The organism is Streptomyces sp. NPDC102259 (genome assembly GCF_044766465.1).
GTDB lineage: Bacteria > Actinomycetota > Actinomycetes > Streptomycetales > Streptomycetaceae > Streptomyces.
The window spans coordinates 261,989-282,092 of sequence record NZ_JBIWMA010000002.1 but is presented as its reverse complement, the minus strand read 5'-3'; the positions used below and the strand labels follow the sequence as shown (position 1 = coordinate 282,092).

Here is a 20,104-nt window from a genome sequence, read left to right as displayed (position 1 = left end):
CGGCCGGCCGTCGAGGCGGGTCCTGTGTGGCGCCCGCGACGGGGCGAGGTGGTGACCCGCATGCGGGCCGTCGCCCGTGCCGTGCGGAGCGGGTCGGCGGCCGTCCGGCGCAAGCTGAGCGCCGGTGAGCTGGGCTCGCTGCCCGTCGTCCTCGTCCTCGCCGTCGTCTGGATCACCTTCCAGTCGCTCAACCAGAACTTCCTCTCGCCCCGGAACCTGTCCAACCTCAGCGTGGACATCGTGGGCACCGGGATGATCGCGGTCGGCATCGTCTTCGTGCTGCTGCTCGGCGAGCTCGATCTGTCCGTCGGCTCGATCAGCGGGCTCGCGGCGGCCGTCTTCGCCGTGCTGAACGTGAACAACGGGGTGCCGGAGTGGCTCGCGCTCATCGTCGCGGTGCTTACGGGCACCGTCGCGGGCACCGTCCAGGGCTACTCCATCGCCAGGACCCGGGTGCCGGCCTTCGTGATCACCCTGGCCGGGCTGCTCACCTGGAACGGCCTGATGCTGTCCGTCCTCGGGGACAGCGGCACCGTCAACCTCGACGAGAACGGGCTGGTCGCCAAGCTGACCAGCTTCTACTTCACCGACGACGCCGTCGCCTACGGCCTGGCGGCGGTCGCCGCGGCGGCCGTCTTCCTCGTCTCCGACCGCGACCGGCGCCGCCGCAGAGCCATCGGGATGCCGCACCGGTCGCTGCGCGGCATCGCGCTACGCACCGGAGCGCTCGCCGTGGTCGCGTTCGGCGTCGCGTACCTGCTCAACCGGTTCCAGGGGCTGCCCCTCGCCCTGCTGATCTTCCTCGTGGTGGTGGCCGGTCTCGACGTCCTGCTGCGCCGCACGCGCTACGGACGGCAGGTCTACGCGCTCGGCGGCAGCGTCGAGGCGGCCCGCCGCGCCAGCCTCAGCGTGACGTGGGTGCAGACCGCGGTGCTCGCGGCCTCGGGCACGATGGCCGCCGTCGGCGGCCTGTTCCTGGCCTCGCGCATCACCTCGGTGAGCCAGAGCTCGGGGTCCGGCGTGCTGCTCATCAACGCCATCGCGGCGGCCGTCATCGGCGGCACCAGCCTGTTCGGCGGTCGCGGTACGACCTGGTCGGCGGTGCTCGGCATGCTGGTCATCCAGTCGATCGCGTCGGGCATGGCGATCACGGACACTCCCCCGGCCGTTCAGTTCGTCATCACGGGCGGGGTGCTCTTCGCCGCGGTGATCATCGACTCGTTGTCACGGCACTCCCAGGCGGCACGCAGACGGGACTACTGAGGACCCGTGCGCGGACGGGACCGAGGGCACGTGCGTACAGGGCTCGGGCACGTGCGTGGACGGCACTGAGGGCACGTGCGTGGAACGGTCACGCCGACCGTTCCACGCACGGCGGTCACGGGGTCTGTTCGTCGTCGACGAACGCCGTGATCAGGCTGTGGGGTGCGCCGTCGCCGAACATGAGCTCGTGGAGCCGGGTGCCGTCGGCGGCGGCCGCGGCGGCGCGGGGGAACATGGCCCGCTCGTACGCGGTGAGCGCGGCCTCGACGTCGTCGGGGTGCGCGGCGAGTGCCTCGCCGAGTTCGGCGCCGTCGTACATGGCCAGGTTGGCGCCTTCGCCGTTCGGGACCGAGAGATGGGCGGCGTCGCCGAGCAGGGTCACCCCCGGCACCCGGTCCCACCGGTGTCCGATCGGCAGAGCGTGGAGGGGGCGCAGGACCGGCGCGGTGTCGGCGTCGGTGATCAGCGCGGTGAGCTCGGGCGCCCAGCCGTCGAACTCTCGCGCGATCCGCTCGCCGGCCTCGGCCGCCTCGGTGAGATCGACGGCGGCGAACCAGTCCTGCGGCCCGGCGAGCATCACGTAGGTGTGCAGGGTGCCGCCCTTCTCCCGGTGCGCCACGACGCCCTTGCCCGGGGCGAGCGCGAGGAGCGCCCCGCCGCCGACCGCCTTCGCGCTGGCCGGGTGCCGGGTGTCGCCGTCGAGCAGATAGGTCTCGACGACCGACATGCCGGCGTACTCGGGCGGGGTGGCGGAGAGCAGTGGCCGCACCCGCGACCACGCGCCGTCCGCACCGACGAGCAGGCTCGTGGTGACGGTGGTGCCGTCGGCGAAGGTCACCTCGTGGCGGCCGTCGCCTAGGGCACGGGCGCCGCTGACCTTGTGGCCCCACCGGACGGTGCCGGCCGGGAGCGAGTCGAGCAGTATCTGCCGCAGCTCGCCGCGCTGCACCTCGGGGCGTCCGCCCGTGCCGTCGTCGGGCTCGTCGAACAGGACGGCCCCGTCCCGGTCGAGGATCCGCAACGCCTGGCGGCCCTCCAGGACGAGGCCGCGGAACTCGTCCATCAGACCGGCCGCCCGGAGAGCCGGTTGGCCGCTGTCCTCGTGGATGTCGAGCATCCCGCCCTGGGAGCGAGCCGTCGGTGAGGCCTCGGCCTCGTAGACCGTGGACGTGATGCCGTGGACGTGGAGGACCCGGGCGAGGGTCAGTCCGCCGAGCCCGGCGCCGATGATGGTGACGTCGATGGTCATGGTGAGTGATTCCTTGCGTCGCACGCCTGCCGGATGGGCACCCGGCGGGATCCCTCGAAAGGTCCCAGCCCCGGCCGACAGGCCGCCGACACCGGCCCGACAGCCCCGACAAGCCGCCGACACCGCGGCCCCGCGGCCCGTCCGCCCCGGGCTGCGGTATGTGGTCCTTGCGGGACCCGGCCGAGCGCGCGTCCGCTGCCGCGAGGGCGACGCCCTCGCCGCGGCGGCCGCCGACTGCCCGACTGCCGACTGCCGACTGCCGACTGCCGACGGTGGAGTTCGACGGAACGGGGTCGAGTTCGCCGAGACCGCTCCCCCGGGGGCCGGCCGGGACCGGGCCGTGCTGTCGCCCGGACGCGGGCCGGCCGTAATCCGGTTGACCTGGCCGCGCGTCGACGCTGCACTGTGGCGGGACACCACGGGTCGTGGTGCCGTCATTCCGGGGAGGCGCCGCCAGCGATGGAGATCCGTTCCACGACCGAGCAGGACCACGACGTCTTCGTCGACACACTCCATGGCGCGTTCGGGCGCTTCCCGGAGACCCCGGCCGAGGACGGCGGCGGGGTCTGGTGGTCCGCGCTCGAGCCGGACCGCAACCTGCTCGCCGAGACGGCGGACGGTCGGCCCGTCGGCACCGCCGCTGCGTACTCCTTCGAGCTCACCCTGCCGGGCGAGATCATCGTCCCGGCCGCCGGGGTGACCGCCGTCGGCGTCCTGCCCACGCACCGACGCCAGGGCGTCCTCAGCGCGATGATGCGGCATCAGCTCACCGAGCTGCGCGCCCGCGGGGAGTTCCTCTCCGTGCTGCTGGCCTCCGAGGCCCTGATCTACCGCAGGTTCGGCTACGGACCGGCGACCTACACCCGGCGGCTGACGGTGCCGCGCCACAAGGCCGCCCTCGCCCTCCCCCGGGCGCGCGGAACGGCCGCCGCCCCGGCGGCCGGCTCGGACACCGGCACGGACACCGGCTCGATCGAGCTGCTGCGGCGTGCCGAGTGCGGCGAGATCCTGGAAGAGGTCTACGACCGGTATCGCCGCGCACAGCCCGGCGCACTGTCCCGGCCGCACCGCTGGTGGGCCCGGCGCGCGGGGCAGCCCCCGATCTCTCCGGCGCCGCGCCACGTCGCCGTCCACCGGGACGCCGACGGCGTCCCGGACGGGTACGCCTGCTACTCGATCGGCGAACGCGAGACCCTGACGGTCGACGAGACCATCGCCTGCGACGACGCCGTCTTCACGGCCCTGGCCCGCTTCGTGCTGGGACACGACCTGGTCACCCAGGTCGTGTTCAAGCACTTTCCGCCCGAGCACCCGCTGCGCTGGCAGTTCGCGGACTTCCGCGCCGGCCAGGTGAGCGACGACACCGACTGGCTCTGGGTGCGGTTGCTGGACGTCCCGCGTGCGCTGACCGCGCGCGGCTGGTGCGCGGACGGCGAGCTCGTCCTCGACGTCGACGACCCGTTCCTCGGCGAGCACGGCCGCTACCTGCTGACCGTCCGGGACGGCAAGGCCGACTGCGTCCCGACGGACCGGGAGCCCGACCTCTCCCTGGACGTGAGCGACCTGGGCTCGGTCTACCTCGGCGGCACCGTGCCGAGCACGCTCGTGCGTGCCGGACACGTCCGGGCCCACCGGCCGGGCGCGGCCGCCCTCGCCGACGCCCTCTTCCGCGCCGAACGCCCCCCGCACTGCCTGCACTGGTTCTGACCGCGCGCCGGCCGAGCCCGATCACGTCCCGCCGGAGCGTGCGCGGGCGATGTCTTAGGTGAATGTTGCACCACTTTTTGAACGCAGTGCCGTCGACGCGTCGTAGTGAGGGGTACCCGGCGCGTCACGCGCGAGGCGCTCCACAGGCGATAGGTCGATCGTGCCGAAGAACTCACCCGCGGTCGAGGGACGAAGAAAGCCCCTCACCCGCAACTGGCCCCTGGCCAGACGGCTTCGGGCCGTGCTGCTGATTCCCGTGCTCGTCGCCCTCGTGCTCGGGGGCGTACGGGTGAAACGCTCGGTCGACACCTGGCAGGACGCCGACGACGCGGTCCGCGTGGCCGAGCTGATCCAGGCGGCGAACAAATACGCGAGCGACGCGATCAACGAACGCGATCTGTCGGTCATCCCCCTGCTGACGGGCGCCAGGGAATCCGACACGGTCGTACAGGCCCGGAAGATCACGGACGCGGACGCGCGGGTGTTCGACGCGGCGGTCGCCCGGATGCCGAAGACCGGCGGTCTCGTCCGGCGCGTACAAGTGGTCCGCGCCGGTGAGGCGCAGCTCGCCGCCGTGCGGGCCAACGCGTTCACCTCCCGGATGTCCGGAGTGCAGACGGAGGAGAGCTACCACACCGTCCAGCACCCCTTGATGGAGATCTCGAACGAACTGGGCTTCGGCAGCAGCAGCCAGGCGAGCATCGGCCGCACGCTCTACGCCGTGTCCCTGACCCAGGCGGCCGAGTCCCTGATCCGGTCCATCGGCACGCATCTGCTGGTGGAGGACCGCGACCGGCTCGCCACGGGCGAACTGGCGTCCCAGCTGGCCTCGTTCCGCTCGTACGCCTACCTCGAGCAGGTGGGGCTCCAGGAGTACGCGGGCGCCGGCACCGCCGAGGACGTGACGAGGCTTCAGCAGGCGCTGACCGCCGCCGAGGAGCGGGGCAGGCAGCAGACCGCCGCGGCGGCCGCACAGGCCGCGGCGGCGGGGCGGACGTTCGTCACCCCACCCGGCATCGACGAGATGATCGCCGAGATCGCCGACGGAAAGCCGGCCGAGGAGCTGGCCGCGCGGGGCATCACACCCGAGTCGTTCTTCGCCGCGTCCACGCTGGGCTTCGACGCCTACCGAGGCATCCAGGTGAACCTCACCGACGACGCGCTCGCGAGCGCCCACGACATCGCCGACGACGCGCGCCGGGACGCCGTCACCAACGCGGCGCTCGTGCTCGCCTCGGTGCTCGTGGCCTTCCTGCTGGCCTCCTGGGTGGCCCGCACGATGAGCACCGGGATGCGCCGTCTCAGCGCCTCCGCCATCGAGATCGCGGGCCAACGGCTGCCCGCTCTCATCGACCAGATGTCCCGGCCCGACGCCGGCGAAGTGGACACCCGGGTCGTCCCGATCCCGATCGACAGCACCGACGAGATCGGCGAGGTGGCCCGCGCCTTCGACCTCGTCCATCGCGAGGCGGTCCGGCTGGCCGCCGAGCAGGCCCTGCTGCGGGGCAACATCAACGCGATCTTCACCAACCTCTCGCACCGCGGCCAGTCCCTGATCGAACGTCAACTGGCCCTCATCACCAGCCTGGAGGACAACGAGACCGACCCGGAGCAGCTGGCGAACCTCTTCCGGCTCGACCATCTCGCCACCCGGGTCCGCCGCAACGGCGAGAACCTCCTGGTGCTCGGCGGTGAGCGGCCCGCCGAGCAGTGGGACCGGCCGCTGCCGCTGGTCGACGTGGTCCGCGCGGCCTGCTCGGAGGTGGAGCAGTACGAGCGCATCCGGCTCTCCGGACTGCCGGAGGCCCAGATCGACGGCCCGGCCGTGCCCGACCTCGTGCATCTGCTCGCCGAACTGCTGGAGAACGCCACGGTGTTCTCCTCCCCGCACTCGCAGGTGCGGGTGAGCGCGGTGCGGCTCCCCGACGGCCGGATCACGGTCGAGATCCACGACGAGGGCATCGGGCTGGCGGCGGACGACTTCGCGGTGATCAACCGCAAGCTGGCCGACCCGCCCACCGTCGACGTCGACATCTCCCAGCACATGGGGCTGTTCGTGGTCGGCAGGCTCGCCGAACGGCACGGCATCCGCGTCCAGTTGCGCCCCTCCGGCGAGAAGTCCGGCACGACGTCCCTCGTCATGCTGCCCGACACGGTCATCCGGCCGCTGCCCGGCTCCCTGCCCGACTCCGACACCCTGACACTGGCCCTGCTCAAGACCGCCCCGGAGTCCGAGTACGCGGGCGCCGCGATCTCTCCCGGCGGCCAGGACTCCGGCGACGCGTTCACGGACTACGAGTCATGGCACGACGAGCCGGCCGGGACGCGGCCCGCAGCGGAGCCCCCGCCGGCCGACGCCCGCCCGCGACGACTCTCCCGACGCACACCCCGGAGCAACCGCCGCCGCCCGCCCTCCGACTGACACCCCCGGAGCCGGGGCGGGGGCGGGCGGCGGCGGGACACGCCACCGGATGGCCCATCTCCGCGTTTCCGGGCCCTCCGGTCATACCGTGCACAATATGAAGAAATGCCATATCGCGTACTTGGCGTGCACCGCAGCGCTGATGGGGACGGGGCTCGGTGCCGCTCCGCCGGTCGCCGATCACACGGTCCATGTGGTCCACCCGGGGGAATCCATCCAGAAGGCGGTGGACGCCGCGCAGCCGGGCGACACCGTTCTGCTGACCTTCGGCACCTATCACGAGAGCGTCGACGTGAGCACGCCCGGGCTCACCCTGCGCGGCGTGGGCCGCGGCACGGTGCTCGAGCCGGCCGCGGGCGCGAGTACCGTCAGCACGGCCCCGAGCACCGCCCCCAGCACCGGGTCGGACACCTCGAAGGGCTCGCAGGGCTCGCAGGGAACGAAGGCCGCGACCAGCTGTGCCGCGAGCGGCAACGGCATCTGTGTCGTGGGCACGAAGGACCACAACGTCGACGGCGTCACGATCGCCTCCCTGAAGGTGACCGGCTTCGCCAAGACCGGCGTCTACGCCACCGAGGCCGACGGGCTGACCGTGCGGCGCGTCACCGCGGAGAAGAACGGCGTGTGGGGCATCGCCACGGAGCAGTCCGTGCACGGCCTGTTCCATGACAACACCGCCCGGGACAACGGCGACGCGGGCTTGTTCCTCGCCAACTCCGTCAAGGAGGAGCTGGGCGCCACGGACACCGAGGGAACCGTGGTCGAGCACAACCGGCTGGAGGGCAACCGGATCGGCGTCACCGTCCGCCGGCTGCGCAACCTGACCCTCGCGGGCAACCAGCTCACGGGCAACTGCGCGGGCGTGTTCGTCGTCGGCGACGAGAACAAGCCGAAGGCCGGCTTCGTGACGGTGCGCGACAACCGCATCGAGCGCAACAACAAGTCCTGCCCGAAGACCGCCCGGCTGGACGCCCTCCAGGGCACCGGCATCGTCCTGACCGGCGCCGAGGACAGCCTGGTCACCCACAACGTGATCAAGGACAACGTCGGCAAGTCCCCGCTGTCCGGCGGCATCGTCCTGTTCAAGAGTTTCGTGGGCACGACCAGCGACCGGAACCGGATCAGCGACAACCTGCTGCGGGGCAACTCGCCGGACCTCGTCAACACCGACACCGGCAAGGGCAACACCTTCGAAGGCAACTCCTGCCGCACGTCGAAGCCCGCCGGTCTGTGCTGACCCCACGAACGCCACGACCTCCACGAACTCCAAGCAGGAAGGAAGGCGGCACATGACGACCGCTCAGTCTGCCCCTCCGCCGTCGATGCGACTGCGGGAACTCGCGTTCGGGGCGGCATGTGCCGCCGCCCTGCGCGCGGCCGCCCGGCTGGGCGTCGCCGACGCCCTCGGCGACAGCCCCATGGCCGTGGAGGACCTCGCGGCCGCGGTGAAGACCGAACCCCGCCCGCTGCGACGGCTCCTGCGGGCCCTGTCCTGCTACGGCGTCTTCACCGAAGGGCCGAACGGGACGTTCGCGCACACCGACGTCTCCCGGCTGCTGCGCGAGGACGACCCGAACAGCCTGCGCGCCATCTCGCTGTGGTGCACCGAGCCGTGGACCTGGGACGCCTGGCCGATGCTGGACGAGGCGGTGCGCACCGGCCGCAACGTGGTGGAGGACCTCTACGGCAAGGAGTTCTTCCCCTACCTGAACGAGGACGCACCGGAGTCGGCCGACGTCTTCAACCGCGCCATGACGACCTCCAGCGTGCAGTCGGCGCGGGACGTCGCGGAGTTCCTCGACCTCACGGGGAGCTCGTCGGTCGCCGACATCGGCGGCGGCCAGGGGCACGTGGTGGCGAGCCTCCTCGACAAGTACCCCTCGATGCGCGGAGCGCTGCTCGACCTCCCCCGGGTGGTGGAGAACGCGGTGCCGCGTCTGCTCGCGGGCGGCGACCTCGCGGACCGTGCGCGCGTGGTGCCCGGCGACGTCCGTACGGCCGTCCCGGTGAAGGCCGACGTCTACGTCATCAAGAACATCCTGGAGTGGGACGACGAGAGCACGGCCCGCACGCTGCGCAACGTCCGGGAGGCGGGCGGCCCCGGGACACGGGTCGTGGTCATCGAGAACCTCGTCGACGACTCGCCCTCGATGCGGTTCAGCACCGCGATGGACCTGCTGCTGCTCCTCAACGTCGGCGGGGCGAAGCACACCACCCAGAGCATGGTGGACCGGCTGACCGAGGCGGGCCTCGTCATCGACGACATCAGCCCGGTCAACCCGTACCTGCACGCGTTCGACTGCCACGTACCCGGCTGATCCGACCGCGTCCCCGTACTCCCGCATGCCTGTGTCCCTCAGCGAAAGACACACACAGACCACCGGTCGCCGGGCCCGCAGCGTCGCGGGCCCGGCGACCGGTGATGGTCGGCGGCGGTCAGCCGGCCGGCTCGCGCTCCCAGAGGTAGAAGCGCTGCGCCATGGCGTCCTTCGGGGAACGCCAGGTCTCGGGGTCGTACGCGCTGACGTACGCGGCCAGCCGCTCGCTGACGTCCCGGAACTCCGGGTGTCCGGTGATCTTGGCGATGGCGGGCCCGGGCTCACGCTCGGACTCGATCAGGTGCATGTACACGTCGCCGAACTGGAACAGGCTGCGCCGGGTCACGCCGACGAGCTGCGGCAGCTCTCCCCGGTCGGACTCCTCGAACACCTTGGCGATGTCGGGCGCCGATCCCGGGGCCATCCGGGCGACGATCAGAGCTTGGTGCATGGTGCTGTTCTCCGTCCGGCTCAGTCGGTCAGACCGGGGGTTGCGCCGCGCTCGGCGGCGGTCTTCTCGATGCGGTCCCGGATCAGGCCCAGCTGGACCTTGGAGTTCCGGTTGATGTTGTCGGTCATCCACTCGTCGTCGACCGGCGCCTCCGGCTTCATCGCGAAGTCCTGCGTCCAGATCATCCGCGTACCGGCCGGCACCTCCTCGTACCGCCAGTGGATGTCCATGTGGGCGAAGGGACCCGTCTCGACCCGGCGGGCCTTGACGGTGAGCGTGTCGCGGTCCGGCTCGCGCTCCGAGACCCAGCTCCACACGGTGCCGTTCTCGTCCGGGTGCATGGTCAGCCGGAACGTCGTCCGGCGGCCCTCCCGGGAGAGGATCTCGACGGAGGCGTACTCGCTGAACAGCCGGGGCCAGTTCTCCAGGTCGTTGGTCACCTCCCAGACCAGGTCGAGAGGCGCCGCGATGGTGATCTCGTTCTGCGTGTGTCCGGTCATCTCACGCTCCTGTCATGAGGGCACTGTTGACGAGGTCGAGGAACTGCCGGGGCGACTTGGAGCGTTCGGCGTCGGGAGGCATCGGCGTGCCGTACCGGTTCTCCAGCTCGCCCACGATCCCCAGCAGGCCGAGCGAGTCGACGCCCAGGCGGTCGAAGCCCGCGTCGTCGCGGCGGAGGTCCTCCGGGGCGACGGTGACGCCGGCGGACTTCTTCATGAGTTCGGCCAGCTCTTCCACAGTGATGCGGTCAGTCATGCCATTCCCTTCCTCTACTGCTCCACGGCGCCTCGCTACGAGGCGTCGGTGGCGCCGTGCCGCAGCACCAGCGCCGAGTTCGACCCCATGAGTCCCCGGCTCAGGACCAGCGCCGTGCGTACTTCGGCGGTGCGGGCCCGGCCGGTCACGAGGTCGAGGTCGTGGCAGATGTCGAAGACGTTGGGGGTGGGTGGGATCACGCCGTGCTCCATCGCGAGCACCGCCGCCGCGGCGTCCATCAGGGGCGCCGCGCAGTAGCCCCGGCCGATCCCGGTCTTCGGCGCAGTGACGGGCACACGGGTGCCGTGCGCGCCGAGGGCGTCGGCGATCGCCAGGGCCTCGGCGCGGTCCGCCGCCGGTACGCCGAGGGCGTCGGCGAAGACCACGTCGATCTCCTCGGGAGCGCAGTCGGCCTCCTCCAGGGCTTGCCGGACGGCCTGGGCGAGCCCCTCCCGGGACTCCTCCCAGCGGGCGGCCCCGGTGAAGGTCGCGGCGTGTCCGGCCAGGTGGGCCCGCACCCGCGCGCCCCGTGCCCGGGCCGCGGACTCCGCCTCCACCACGAGCATGGCGCCGCCCTCGGCGGGCACGAACCCGCAGGCCGCGGCGGTGAACGGGCGGTAGGCGCGGGTCGGGTCGTCGACCGTGCTGAGTTCCTCGTAGCCGAGTTGGCAGACCATCGAGTAGGGCGCGATCGGCGCCTCGGTCGCCCCGGCCACGATCACATCGGTGCCGCGGCGCACCGCCCGTGCCGCATGGGCGAGGGCGTCCAGGCCGCCGGCCTCGTCGGCGGCGACGACCGAGCAGGGGCCCTTGAAACCGCGGCGGATGGAGATCTGGCCGGTGCTGGCGGCGTAGAACCAGGCGATGGACTGGTACGGGCCGACGAACCGGCTGCCCTTGCCCCACAGCTGCTGGAGCTCGCGCTGGCCGAACTCGCCGCCGCCGGAGCCGGCTGCGGTGACCACGCCCACGGAGAAGGGCGCGCCGTCGGTCTCCGGCCGGCCGAGCTGAGCGTCGTCCAGCGCGAAGTCGGCCGCGGCCATCGCGAAGTGCGTGAACCGGTCGGTCTGGACCAGGAAGCGCTCCTCGATCACGGCCGACGGGTCGAAGTCGCGGACCTGGCCCGCCACTCGCAGCGGCAGATCCTCGCAGCCCTCGCGGGTCACCCGGTCCAGGACGCTGATGCCCTCCCTGGTGGACTTCCAGAAGGTCTCGGTACTGGCTCCGTTGGGCGCGATCACACCGACTCCCGTGACGGCCGCGCGCCGTGGAAGGGGTTCTCTCATCGTGTCTTCTCCCTCGGCCGGTTCATGACCACCGCGGACTGGAAGCCGCCGAAGCCGCTGCCCACCGAGAGCACACTGGCGAGCTTGCGCTCGCGGGCCACCCTCGGGACGTAGTCCAGGTCGCACTCGGGGTCGGGCGTCTCGTAGTTCGCGGTCGGCGGTACGACCTGGTTGGCCAGGGCCAGCACACAGGCGACGAGTTCGATCGCCCCGATCGCGCCGAGGGAGTGGCCCACCATCGACTTGATGGAACTCATGGGCGTGTCGTAGGCGTGCGTGCCCAGGACCCGCTTCACGGCGGCGGTCTCGTGGCGGTCGTTCTGCTTGGTGCCCGACCCGTGCGCGTTGACGTAGTCGATGGCGGTGGCGTCCAGCCGGGCGTGGTCGAGGGCTTCCTCGATGGCCCGGGCCATCTCCAGGCCTTCGCTGGTCAGGCCTGTCATGTGGTAGGCGTTGCCGAACGTGGCGTAGCCGCCGAGCTCGCAGTAGACGTGCGCGCCGCGGGCCCGGGCGTGCTCGAGCTCCTCCAGGACGAGTACGGCGCCGCCCTCGCCCATGACGAACCCGTCACGGTCGGCGTCGAAGGGACGCGAGGCGTGGGCCGGGTCGTCGTTGTTGGAGGAGGTGGCCTTGATCGCGTCGAAGCACGCCATGGTGATCGGCGAGATCGGCGAGTCCGAGGCGCCGGCTATGCAGATGTCGGCCCGGCCCTCCTCCACGGTGTGGAAGGCGTACCCGACCGCGTCGAGTCCGGAGGTGCAGCCCGTGGAGACGGTCTGCACCGGACCGCGCGCCCCGAACCGCTCCGCCACCGTCGACGCGAGCGTGCTGGGCGTGAACGCGCGGTGCAGGTGCGGGGCCGCCTCCCGGTGGTCCACGTCCCAGCGCTGTCCGCCGTGGCTGACCAGGACGTAGTCGCTCTCCAGCCGGGTGGTGCCGCCGACCGCGGTGCCCAGGGAGACGCCGACCCGCCAGGGGTTCTCGGCGGCGAGGTCGAGACCCGCGTCGCGTACCGCTTCGTCCCCGGCGACCAGGGCGAACTGGATGTAGCGGTCGCACCGTTCGACGTCGGTCGCGTTCAGGCCGTGGGCCGCCGGGTCGAAGTCGCATTCGGCGGCGATCCGCGACCGCAGACCGGACGGGTCGAAGAACGTGATGGCCCGCGTCGCCGTGCGCCCGTCCGCCAGGAGGTTCCAGAACGCCGGTACGCCTATGCCGCCCGGGGCGACGATGCCTATGCCGGTGACCGCCACTCGTCTCGTCATGAGCGCACCTGACGTCGCGCGGCCGACTCCGCCCCGACCACCGCGGGCTCGGCTTCGGTGCCCTCGGTGTCGACGTGGCCGAGCGGCGGGCTCGGGGCCAGCGGGCCGAGGTGGAAGACCATACGGGCCTCCACCTTGCCGACGTTGCGGAAACGGTGGCGCACGTTGAGGGGGATCAGGAGCCCCTGCTCGGGCTGGAGCGGGTGCGGCACACCGTCCAGGTCCACCTCCAGCTGCCCGCACACGACGTACACGAACTCCTCGGAGTACGGGTGGTAGTGCTCACCGATGCGGTCGCCGGGCTGGATGAGGGCCATGCCCATGAAACCGCTGGTGGCGCCCACCGTGGCCGGGGTGAGCATGGCGCGCAGGTCACCGCCTCGCCGGGTGTTGGGCTCGACCTCGCTGAGGTCCACGATTCTGTGACGAGAAGTGATCACGACGTTCCTCCGATGAAGTACTGCACCGACGTGGCAGGGGCGGGGCACCGCCCCCGCCACGTGATGACGAATCAGGCGTCGGGCGACCGGCGGTCGGTGACGAGATCCATGCGCGCCAGTTCGAGGAAGCGCGCGAGACGGCCCTCCTTCGACGCGGACGCGCCGGCGGCGTCGTCCTGGAGCGTCGTCAGCTCGGCCACCTGTCCGGGGTCGGACAGACCGAGGGCCTGCACGGGGTCGGCGGCCTCGATGCCGCCGCGCACGTCGATCAGCCGGACGACGACGTCGTCGCGCTGGAAGATCGTGCTGCGCAGCACCGGGCTGCGCGGGTCGTCCGCCGCCGCCTCGTCCTGCCGGGCGAGCAGCTCGGCCAGCTTCATGCCGCGGTCGGGCCGGGTCGGGTAGTGCAGGGCGTACCGCTCGGCCTGCGCGTCCTGCCGCTCCGCCGTCACGTGGTGGACGGCCGGCAGCGCGGCCCGGGTGAAGAAGACCCGGGCGGACTCGGGGTCGTTGAGGTCCCGGTCCTGCTCCAGATGGGGGTTGATGGCCTCCTCGACGGCCCGCACCTCGGGCTGCCGGGAGACGTGGCGCAGCGCGGAGAGCAGGTCGCCCCGCACCTCGATGGCCCGCACCACGCGGTTGCCGTGCATGAACAGCGAGGTGCGGCACAGCCGGGTGGTGTCGTCGACCTGCGGCTCGGGTGAGGCGTAGTCGGCGAGGATCTTGGCGACGATCTCCTCGCTGCCCGGCTTGACGGTGAAGGTGAGCGCGTGCCGGATCACGCCGTCGCCGATCCTGGGCGCGGTCTGGAGCCGGCGCTTGGCCTGGTCGGGGGCCGCCGCCGGGCCGCCGGTCTCGCGGACGACGTGGAAGCGCAGCGAGCGGGTGTCGCGCACGCAGCTGTGCAGCGGCTCCACCATCGCCACGTGCTCCTCGCTGTTGACCCAGGCGAGGAACGGCGGGGCGCTCTCCCACTCGCTGGTGATGAGCCACTGCGAGGGGTTCTCGATGGACTGGCACAGCTGGTCGCTGACGTGCCCGGGGACGGACGCGACCTGGTTGCAGAGCTGCTCGTACGCCTCGAGGAACTGCTGCTGGGCCCCGTCGTAGACGTCGACCAGAAGGACGACGCGGAGCCGGGAGCCGTCGAACACGGACTGGGAGACACGTTGCGACGCCTGTCGCGCCCGCGAACCTGCAACACGTTCGGACGTGGTGGTCATCCTGCGCACATCTCCTTCGCGGAGGGGATAGGTGAACGTCGGCCGCGGTGATGCGACGTCAGCGTGCCTCGATCCTGTGCCCGTCCCCGCGAGCGCGCGACTCGGATGAACTACGTGGGTGACTGGGCGGGTGGCCGGGTGGGTGGCCGTCAGACGAGATGGGCGAAGACGACCAGGTTGTCCGTGTAGTCCTTGACCTGCCGGTCGTAGGCCCCCGCACAGGTGATGAGCCGCACCTGCGCCTCTGCGGTGTCGCTGTACACCCGTTCGTCGGGGAAGTCGGCCTTGTCGAAGGTCTCCACGCTGTCGACCCGGAAGGACGCCTTTCTGCCGTCGGCCCGCAGGACCTGGAATCGGTCGCCCTTCACCAGTTCGCTGAGCCCCGCGAAGACGGCCGGGGAGGTCTTGGTGTCGACGTGCCCCGCGATGATCGCGGTGCCCGTCTCTCCGGGCGCGGCTCCCTTGGCGTGCCAGCCGACGAGGTTCACGTCGTTCGCGGGGGGCGGCTCCAGCTGACCGGTGTCGCCGATGGCGAGGTCGACGAAGGGGGCGTCGACCCCGATCTTCGGGATGAGCAGCCGCACGGGCCGGGAGCGCGGCAGGTGCTTGCCCACCGCGTCCGCGCCGTCCGCTTCCCCGCCGGCCGGGGAAGACGCGTCCGGGGCGCGGGCCGCGGGGACCGACCCGGCGGCGGGCGGGGCGTGCGGCGGGCCGGCGATGCCGGTCGAGGTGTCGCTGCCACCGCCGAACAGGTTCAGCGCCAGGAGCACCGCGACCGCGGCGCAGATCATCATCACGCCGGCGCGGGAGGTTCCCTCTTCGGTGGACGCCGGCTCGTCACCGGAGGGATGGGCGGGGTCGGAGGGAGTAGGGGTGGGGGAAGGGGGAACTGCCATCGGGGACCACCTCATTCGGGCACGGCAGCGGGGCGGACAGAGCACGGGGAGCGAGCCGGGCCGCCACACGGGGGTACCGGTGGCGGCCGCGGCTGCGCTATCGCGTCCGGCATGGGTCAGGCCACGCTTCCGGCGGTCTTCTTGCGGCGCAGGGCGTAGAGGCCGGTGCCGGCGACGGCGAGGACGCCGAGTCCGGCCGTGGTCGCCGCGGGGGTGGCGAGGGCGCCGCCGCCGGTGTGCATGCCGCCGCTGGGCTTGTCGTGCTCCTTGCTCCAGCCGCCGGACTCCTCCTCCTTGCCGCCGTTCCAGGAGTCCTTGTCGTGCTCACCGCCGGTGGAGCTGCCGTTCTCGGTGTCCTTGGCCGCGCCGTGGTCGCTGTCGTTCACCGAGGCGAGGGCGCCGCCGCCGGTGTGCACGCCGCCGTGCGGGGAGTCGTGCTCCTCCTTGCCGTGCTCCTCCTTGCCGTGGTCTTCCTTGCCCTGGTCTTCCTTGCCGTGCTCCTTGCCGTACGAGGAGTCCTCCTCCTTGCTGTACGAGGAGCTGTCCTCCTTGCTGTACGAGGAGTCGTCGTGGTCCGTGTCACCGGCGTAGGCACCGGGGGCGCCGATGGCGAGGGCGGCCGAAGCCGCCGCGGTGGCCAGGATCATGCGAGCAGAACGCATCTGATGGTCCTTCCGTCACGACCGGGCAGCCGACACATCGTCAGCTCGGGTGACCCGACCGGGACGTGATCCACCGTCAGCCGCCCGTCGCCGCGGCACCACTCGGGGCGTTCACACGGGTGAAGCCCGCGGGGTCAGGCGATCCCCAGCCCGGTCTTCAGGACCCGGCGCAGCACCGCCTCGGCAGCCGCGTCCGGCCCCGGCGACCGCCAAAGGACGAACCCGTCGGGCCGGACGAGTACGGCGCCCCCGCGTGCCGTGCCGTGGCGCTCCGCCCAGTCGGCGTCGCCCTCGGGCACCAGGTCCGCGTCGGCTCCCGGGCCCACCCGGTACGACCTGATCGGGACGACCAGTTCCTCGGCGAGGCGGTTGGCGGCCTCGTGCCATCCGCTCGGCTCACCGGCGTCGCTGAGCAGGACGAGGGACCGCTCGTACAGGTCGAGGGTCGAGAGCCGTTCGTTCCCGCGGCGGACCCACAGGTGAGGCGCCCTGCTGCCGGGGCCGCCGGTCAGGTCCAGGCCCTCCGGCACGACCGGGACCGCGGGGTCGGCGCCCACGACGGCGCCCTGCGGGTAGCGGTAGCCGAGGGCCACGTTGAGGATGCCTCGCTGGGGACCGCCGCCTCCCGCTCCGGGCGGCGCGGCGAACCCGGGGTGGCTGTGCTCGGCCGACCGGGCGGCGGCCCGGGCGCTGGTGGCCTCGGCCACCGGGCGGCGCTCGGCGTCGTAGGTGTCCAGCAGCGCCTCCCCCGCCCAGCCGTCGAGGACCGCGGCCAGCTTCCAGGCGAGGTTGTGCGCGTCCTGGATACCGGTGTTGGAACCGAAGGCCCCGGTCGGGGACATCTCGTGGGCCGAGTCGCCGGCCAGGAACACGCGCCCCGTCCGGTAGCTGCGGGCGACCCGCTGGGCGGCGTGCCAGGGCGCCTTGCCGGTGATCTCCACGTCGAGGTCGGCGACCCCGACCGCGCGGCGGATGTGCTCGGCACACCGCTCGTCGGTGAACTCCTCGAGCGTTTCGCCGTGTTCGGGGTGCCAGGGGGCGTGGAAGACCCAGTTCTCTCGGTTGTCCACCGGCAGCAGGGCGCCGTCGGCCTCCGGATCGGTCAGGTAGCAGACGATGAACTGGCGGTCGCCCACGACGTCGGCGAGGTGGCGGGAGCGGAAGGTCAGGCTGACGTTGTGGAACAGGTCTCCGGGCCCGCTCTGTCCGATGCCGAGCTGCTCCCGGACGGGGCTGCGGGGGCCGTCGGCGGCGACGAGATAGTCCGCGCGGATGGTGGTGTGCTCACCCGTCTCCCGGCTCTTGACCACCGCGGTGACGCCGGTGGGGTCGCTGTCGAACGACATCATCTCGCTGGAGAAGCGCAGGTCGCCGCCGTACCTCCGGGCGTGGTCGAGGAGGACCGGCTCGAGGTCGTTCTGGCTGCACAGGCACCAGGAGCTGGGGCTGAAGCGGGCCAGGCCCCCGCCCGGGTCGATGTCCCGGAACAGCCACTCGCCGGCGTCGCCCACCAGGGTGGGCGTCTGGAGGATGCCGTGGTTGTCGGCCAGGGTGGCGGCGGCGTCCCGGATCGCCTGCTCGACACCGGCCACCCGGAAGAGCTCCATCGTGCGGACGTTGTTGCCGCGGCCGCGCGGATGGATGGAGGTGCCCGCGTGGCGCTCCACCAGTACGTGCGGTACGCCCAGCCGTCCCAGGAACAACGAGGTCGCCAGGCCGACCAGGGAGCCGCCGACGATGAGGACCGGGACCCTGATGATGTGGGGGCCGATCTCTTCGGCTTGTTCTTTCGTCACTCTCGCCTCCAGCGCGTCGATTCCGCCGACCCGGCCGGATACGGCGGAGATCCTCATGCATGCCCCGTGGAGGTGACGGCGGCTCAGGCTTCACCCGCCTGCGTCGCGGCGCCGGGCGGGCCCGCGCGGGGCCCGTGGAACCGTCGAACCCCGCACACCGTCGGGTGTGCGGGGTTCGACGGTTCGGACCGGACGGCTCTCGGGCGGTTCTCGGACGAACTTCGGACCGGCTCTCAGCGGGTGAGGTAGAAGCGGACCGTCGTGCCCTCGTCGGAGGTGTGCAGACGGACCAGGTCGGCCACGTAGTGGACCAGCATCAGCCCGCGGCCGCCGATCTGACCGCGCACGGCAGGTCTTCGGCCGGCCAGTGGATCGGACAGCCGGCCCGCGTCCCGGACCTCGCACACGACCTGTCCCGCCTCGGCCCAGACGGCGAGCGTGCCCCGTCCGGCGCCGTGCACCACGCTGTTGGTCGTCAGCTCCGCCACCGCCAGCTCGGTGTCGCCCAGCCGCTGCCCGGCGAGGCCCAGCCGTTCGGCCTCGCCGACCGCGAAGGCGCGGGCCGCGTACAGCTCGTCGGCGCCGAACGCGAACACGGCCGCGTCCGGCGCGGGCACCAGCACCTCGTTGTAGCGGGCGACGACGGAACGCCAGTCGTAGGCGTCGCTGACCCCCTCCTTGTCGCCGGTCACGATCGTCGGGTGGGTGATCCGCGCGTCGGCCAGGACCTCCGCGTCCAGGCGTGCCTCGTCGTACGGGCAGAGGATGGTCACCGGACGGCCCTCGAAGGCCGCGTTGATCAACGCCTCGTGCTGTGCGCACGCCGGGTACTCGACCGCGCTGCGGCCCCCCCAGATCGGCTCGCCGATGATCCGCACCCGCCCCCGCTCATGGGCGTCGGCGAACGCGCGTAGCACTCCGGGAATGATCCGGCCCGGGTTGCGGCCCTCCACCGTCATGTCCATCAGGCGAACGGCCTGGGCGTCCGGGCCCAGTCCGGCTCGGATCAGCTCCAGGTTGGGTCCCGGCACCGCCACCGCCACCGGCTCGCCGAGGTCCAGGCCCTCCTGCACGAAGGACACCGTCCGGTCCACGTACTCCTGCTCGGTGCGGTAGAACAGCGCGGGGTGCTCGAACGCCTCGTGGGTCGCCACCATGCTCATCGCGGCGCCACCTCGATGCTGCGAAGGCCCGGCCAGAACAGGCCCAGCACGCGCGGCACCTGCGGGGGCGGATGCTCGACCACCACCCGGCCGCCGGGCAGGCCCAGCGCCGTGACGGCGAGCGCCGCGACTCCTGCCACGTCGACGAACGCCACTTCCGACAGCTCCACATAGGACACGTCGGCGTGCTGCCGCGCCAGGCCCGCCAAGGCCGCTTCCCAGGGCGAGCGAGTGACCTCGCTGATCTCGCCCCGGGCCCGGATGCCGGGCCGACCGGACAAGAGGCCCACCTCCAGCACGGCGCCGTGCGCCGACCCGAGTCCGTCGTCTCCGTGCGAGGCGTCCACCACCCACGGCCTCCTTCGCTGTCTGCCGCTCACCGCCACCAGCCTAACGTGGCCCCTCACGCCTCAGGTGCGCTACTCCGGCAGAGGCGGCCGTCGGCCCGGCTGCGGCCGGATCCGTGGAGCGGGACGTAACCTGGCCCGCACCGCACGACGAGCCGGCTGCGGACGACGGTCGAACCCATGGTGACGTGATGTGTTGGAGTGCGACGGCCGACCTGGTGGCGGGCGCCGGGGTGGCGGCCGTCGGGGTGGCCTGTGTGACGGGTGTGCGCGACCGCCGGGATCTTCCCCTCGCCGCACTGCCGCTGCTGCTCGGGGTTCATCAGATCGTCGAGGCGGTGGTCTGGGACTCGGGCGGGGGCAGCGGACCCGCCACCGTCGTCTGGGCCGTGATCGCGCTCCCGCTGCTGGCGGTGTGGGTGCCGGCGGCGGTGCGGTGCGCCGCCCCGCCGGACGCCCGGCGCAGGCTGGCGTTCCTCCTCGCGCTCGGCGTCGCGACCGCCGCCGGGCTGGCGGCCGGTATCGCCACCGGGCCGGTGACGGCCGCGATCCGCGGCCACACGGTCGGGTACTCGGTCCACCTCTCTCACCCGACCGTGCTCGTCGCGGGTTATCTCCTGGCCACCGTCGGTTCCCTGCTGCTGTCCGGCGACCGGGGGCTGCTGGCCCTGGGGGCGGTGGTCGGCGCGGGCGCGGCAGTCTGCTTCGCGCTGTGGCGGCTGGAGTTCGTCTCGACCTGGTGCGCGTTCGCGGCGGTGTGGTCGGTGCTGCTGCTCGGCTGGCTGCGCCGGCGACCGGACGCCGCACAGCCGTCACCGGGCCGGACGCGGAACTCCGGCGCCACCCGCTGAGCGTGCGCA

19 protein-coding genes are annotated in these 20,104 nt (G+C 72.3%); 6 read left to right on the top strand and 13 right to left on the bottom strand.

The window, feature by feature from the left end:
• Window positions 1–60: 60 nt before the first annotated feature.
• Window positions 61–1,263 (top strand): sugar ABC transporter permease, encoded by a 1,203-nt coding sequence (locus tag ACIRPU_RS05885; RefSeq protein ID WP_403862194.1) that lies wholly within the window; start codon window positions 61–63, stop codon window positions 1,261–1,263.
• A gap of 115 nt (window positions 1,264–1,378) precedes the next feature.
• Here ACIRPU_RS05885 and ACIRPU_RS05880 read toward each other — a convergent pair whose 3' ends face one another.
• Window positions 1,379–2,512: an FAD-dependent oxidoreductase gene (locus tag ACIRPU_RS05880; RefSeq protein ID WP_403862191.1), complete on the bottom strand. Its 1,134-nt coding sequence runs from the start codon at window positions 2,510–2,512 to the stop codon at window positions 1,379–1,381.
• Window positions 2,513–2,971: 459 nt separating this feature from the next.
• Between ACIRPU_RS05880 and ACIRPU_RS05875 the strand changes: the two genes are divergently transcribed.
• The 4 genes from ACIRPU_RS05875 (at window position 2,972) to ACIRPU_RS05860 (ending at window position 8,959) form a co-directional block, all read left to right on the top strand.
• A complete protein-coding gene (locus tag ACIRPU_RS05875) occupies window positions 2,972–4,219 on the top strand; it encodes a GNAT family N-acetyltransferase (RefSeq protein ID WP_403862188.1) in 1,248 nt (415 codons plus the stop codon).
• Window positions 4,220–4,439: 220 nt separating this feature from the next.
• Complete coding sequence (locus ACIRPU_RS05870) at window positions 4,440–6,641, top strand: nitrate- and nitrite sensing domain-containing protein (protein ID WP_403863538.1); 2,202 nt, start codon at window positions 4,440–4,442, stop codon at window positions 6,639–6,641.
• Window positions 6,642–6,738: 97 nt separating this feature from the next.
• On the top strand, window positions 6,739–7,878 hold the full coding sequence (locus ACIRPU_RS05865) for a nitrous oxide reductase family maturation protein NosD (protein WP_403862185.1): 1,140 nt from the start codon (window positions 6,739–6,741) through the stop codon (window positions 7,876–7,878).
• A gap of 52 nt (window positions 7,879–7,930) precedes the next feature.
• A complete protein-coding gene (locus ACIRPU_RS05860) occupies window positions 7,931–8,959 on the top strand; it encodes a methyltransferase (RefSeq protein ID WP_355709915.1) in 1,029 nt (342 codons plus the stop codon).
• Between the two features lie 118 nt (window positions 8,960–9,077).
• On the opposite strand, the gene ACIRPU_RS05855 is transcribed toward ACIRPU_RS05860, so the two are convergent.
• From ACIRPU_RS05855 to ACIRPU_RS05800, 12 genes are all read right to left on the bottom strand, one after another.
• Window positions 9,078–9,410: a TcmI family type II polyketide cyclase gene (locus ACIRPU_RS05855; protein WP_403862181.1), complete on the bottom strand. Its 333-nt coding sequence runs from the start codon at window positions 9,408–9,410 to the stop codon at window positions 9,078–9,080.
• A 20-nt stretch (window positions 9,411–9,430) separates the two neighbouring features.
• Window positions 9,431–9,910: an SRPBCC family protein gene (locus ACIRPU_RS05850; RefSeq protein WP_355709919.1), complete on the bottom strand. Its 480-nt coding sequence runs from the start codon at window positions 9,908–9,910 to the stop codon at window positions 9,431–9,433.
• Window position 9,911: 1 nt separating this feature from the next.
• Window positions 9,912–10,166 carry an acyl carrier protein gene (locus tag ACIRPU_RS05845; RefSeq protein WP_385677740.1) on the bottom strand — a complete coding sequence of 85 codons (255 nt, stop codon included), beginning with the start codon at window positions 10,164–10,166 and terminating at the stop codon, window positions 9,912–9,914.
• 35 nt (window positions 10,167–10,201) lie between these two features.
• The gene (locus tag ACIRPU_RS05840; RefSeq protein ID WP_384125050.1) at window positions 10,202–11,452 is read right to left on the bottom strand and encodes a beta-ketoacyl synthase N-terminal-like domain-containing protein; all 1,251 of its coding nucleotides are present in this window, start codon (window positions 11,450–11,452) and stop codon (window positions 10,202–10,204) included.
• Window positions 11,449–12,717 (bottom strand): beta-ketoacyl-[acyl-carrier-protein] synthase family protein, encoded by a 1,269-nt coding sequence (locus tag ACIRPU_RS05835; protein ID WP_384125048.1) that lies wholly within the window; start codon window positions 12,715–12,717, stop codon window positions 11,449–11,451. Before ACIRPU_RS05835 ends, ACIRPU_RS05840 begins: the two co-directional genes overlap by 4 nt.
• Entirely contained in the window at window positions 12,714–13,133 is a 420-nt protein-coding gene (locus ACIRPU_RS05830; RefSeq protein ID WP_384125054.1) for a cupin domain-containing protein, read from the bottom strand. Before ACIRPU_RS05830 ends, ACIRPU_RS05835 begins: the two co-directional genes overlap by 4 nt.
• Before the next feature lie 95 nt (window positions 13,134–13,228).
• Complete coding sequence (locus ACIRPU_RS05825; protein WP_403862176.1) at window positions 13,229–14,380, bottom strand: SchA/CurD-like domain-containing protein; 1,152 nt, start codon at window positions 14,378–14,380, stop codon at window positions 13,229–13,231.
• A gap of 149 nt (window positions 14,381–14,529) precedes the next feature.
• Window positions 14,530–15,276, bottom strand: coding sequence for a class F sortase (locus ACIRPU_RS05820; RefSeq protein WP_403862173.1), 747 nt, complete (start codon window positions 15,274–15,276; stop codon window positions 14,530–14,532).
• Between the two features lie 116 nt (window positions 15,277–15,392).
• Window positions 15,393–15,938 carry a hypothetical protein gene (locus ACIRPU_RS05815; protein WP_403862170.1) on the bottom strand — a complete coding sequence of 182 codons (546 nt, stop codon included), beginning with the start codon at window positions 15,936–15,938 and terminating at the stop codon, window positions 15,393–15,395.
• 134 nt (window positions 15,939–16,072) lie between these two features.
• Window positions 16,073–17,791 (bottom strand): FAD-dependent oxidoreductase, encoded by a 1,719-nt coding sequence (locus ACIRPU_RS05810; protein WP_403862166.1) that lies wholly within the window; start codon window positions 17,789–17,791, stop codon window positions 16,073–16,075.
• A gap of 176 nt (window positions 17,792–17,967) precedes the next feature.
• A complete protein-coding gene (locus tag ACIRPU_RS05805) occupies window positions 17,968–18,897 on the bottom strand; it encodes an anti-sigma factor RsbA family regulatory protein (RefSeq protein ID WP_403862163.1) in 930 nt (309 codons plus the stop codon).
• A complete protein-coding gene (locus ACIRPU_RS05800) occupies window positions 18,894–19,247 on the bottom strand; it encodes an STAS domain-containing protein (protein WP_403862160.1) in 354 nt (117 codons plus the stop codon). The genes ACIRPU_RS05805 and ACIRPU_RS05800 overlap by 4 nt, the downstream gene beginning before the upstream one ends.
• 188 nt (window positions 19,248–19,435) lie before the next feature.
• On the opposite strand from ACIRPU_RS05800, the gene ACIRPU_RS05795 reads away from it, so the two are divergent.
• On the top strand, window positions 19,436–20,095 hold the full coding sequence (locus ACIRPU_RS05795) for a DUF6629 family protein (RefSeq protein ID WP_403862157.1): 660 nt from the start codon (window positions 19,436–19,438) through the stop codon (window positions 20,093–20,095).
• The last annotated feature ends 9 nt before the right edge of the window (window positions 20,096–20,104 follow it).

Excerpts from the sequence above, each read along its gene's own strand:
- ACIRPU_RS05840 (WP_384125050.1), bottom strand. The coding sequence starts at position 11,452 with ATGAGAGAACCCCTTCCACGGCGCGCGGCCGTCACGGGAGTCGGTGTG.
- ACIRPU_RS05850 (WP_355709919.1), bottom strand. The coding sequence starts at position 9,910 with ATGACCGGACACACGCAGAACGAGATCACCATCGCGGCGCCTCTCGAC.
- ACIRPU_RS05880 (WP_403862191.1), bottom strand. The coding sequence starts at position 2,512 with ATGACCATCGACGTCACCATCATCGGCGCCGGGCTCGGCGGACTGACC.
- ACIRPU_RS05885 (WP_403862194.1), top strand. The coding sequence starts at position 61 with ATGCGGGCCGTCGCCCGTGCCGTGCGGAGCGGGTCGGCGGCCGTCCGG.
- ACIRPU_RS05795 (WP_403862157.1), top strand. The coding sequence starts at position 19,436 with ATGTGTTGGAGTGCGACGGCCGACCTGGTGGCGGGCGCCGGGGTGGCG.
- ACIRPU_RS05820 (WP_403862173.1), bottom strand. The coding sequence starts at position 15,276 with ATGGCAGTTCCCCCTTCCCCCACCCCTACTCCCTCCGACCCCGCCCAT.
- ACIRPU_RS05845 (WP_385677740.1), bottom strand. The coding sequence starts at position 10,166 with ATGACTGACCGCATCACTGTGGAAGAGCTGGCCGAACTCATGAAGAAG.
- ACIRPU_RS05810 (WP_403862166.1), bottom strand. The coding sequence starts at position 17,791 with ATGAGGATCTCCGCCGTATCCGGCCGGGTCGGCGGAATCGACGCGCTG.
- ACIRPU_RS05825 (WP_403862176.1), bottom strand. The coding sequence starts at position 14,380 with ATGACCACCACGTCCGAACGTGTTGCAGGTTCGCGGGCGCGACAGGCG.
- ACIRPU_RS05855 (WP_403862181.1), bottom strand. The coding sequence starts at position 9,410 with ATGCACCAAGCTCTGATCGTCGCCCGGATGGCCCCGGGATCGGCGCCC.
- ACIRPU_RS05860 (WP_355709915.1), top strand. The coding sequence starts at position 7,931 with ATGACGACCGCTCAGTCTGCCCCTCCGCCGTCGATGCGACTGCGGGAA.
- ACIRPU_RS05865 (WP_403862185.1), top strand. The coding sequence starts at position 6,739 with ATGAAGAAATGCCATATCGCGTACTTGGCGTGCACCGCAGCGCTGATG.
- ACIRPU_RS05815 (WP_403862170.1), bottom strand. The coding sequence starts at position 15,938 with ATGCGTTCTGCTCGCATGATCCTGGCCACCGCGGCGGCTTCGGCCGCC.
- ACIRPU_RS05875 (WP_403862188.1), top strand. The coding sequence starts at position 2,972 with ATGGAGATCCGTTCCACGACCGAGCAGGACCACGACGTCTTCGTCGAC.
- ACIRPU_RS05805 (WP_403862163.1), bottom strand. The coding sequence starts at position 18,897 with ATGAGCATGGTGGCGACCCACGAGGCGTTCGAGCACCCCGCGCTGTTC.
- ACIRPU_RS05835 (WP_384125048.1), bottom strand. The coding sequence starts at position 12,717 with ATGACGAGACGAGTGGCGGTCACCGGCATAGGCATCGTCGCCCCGGGC.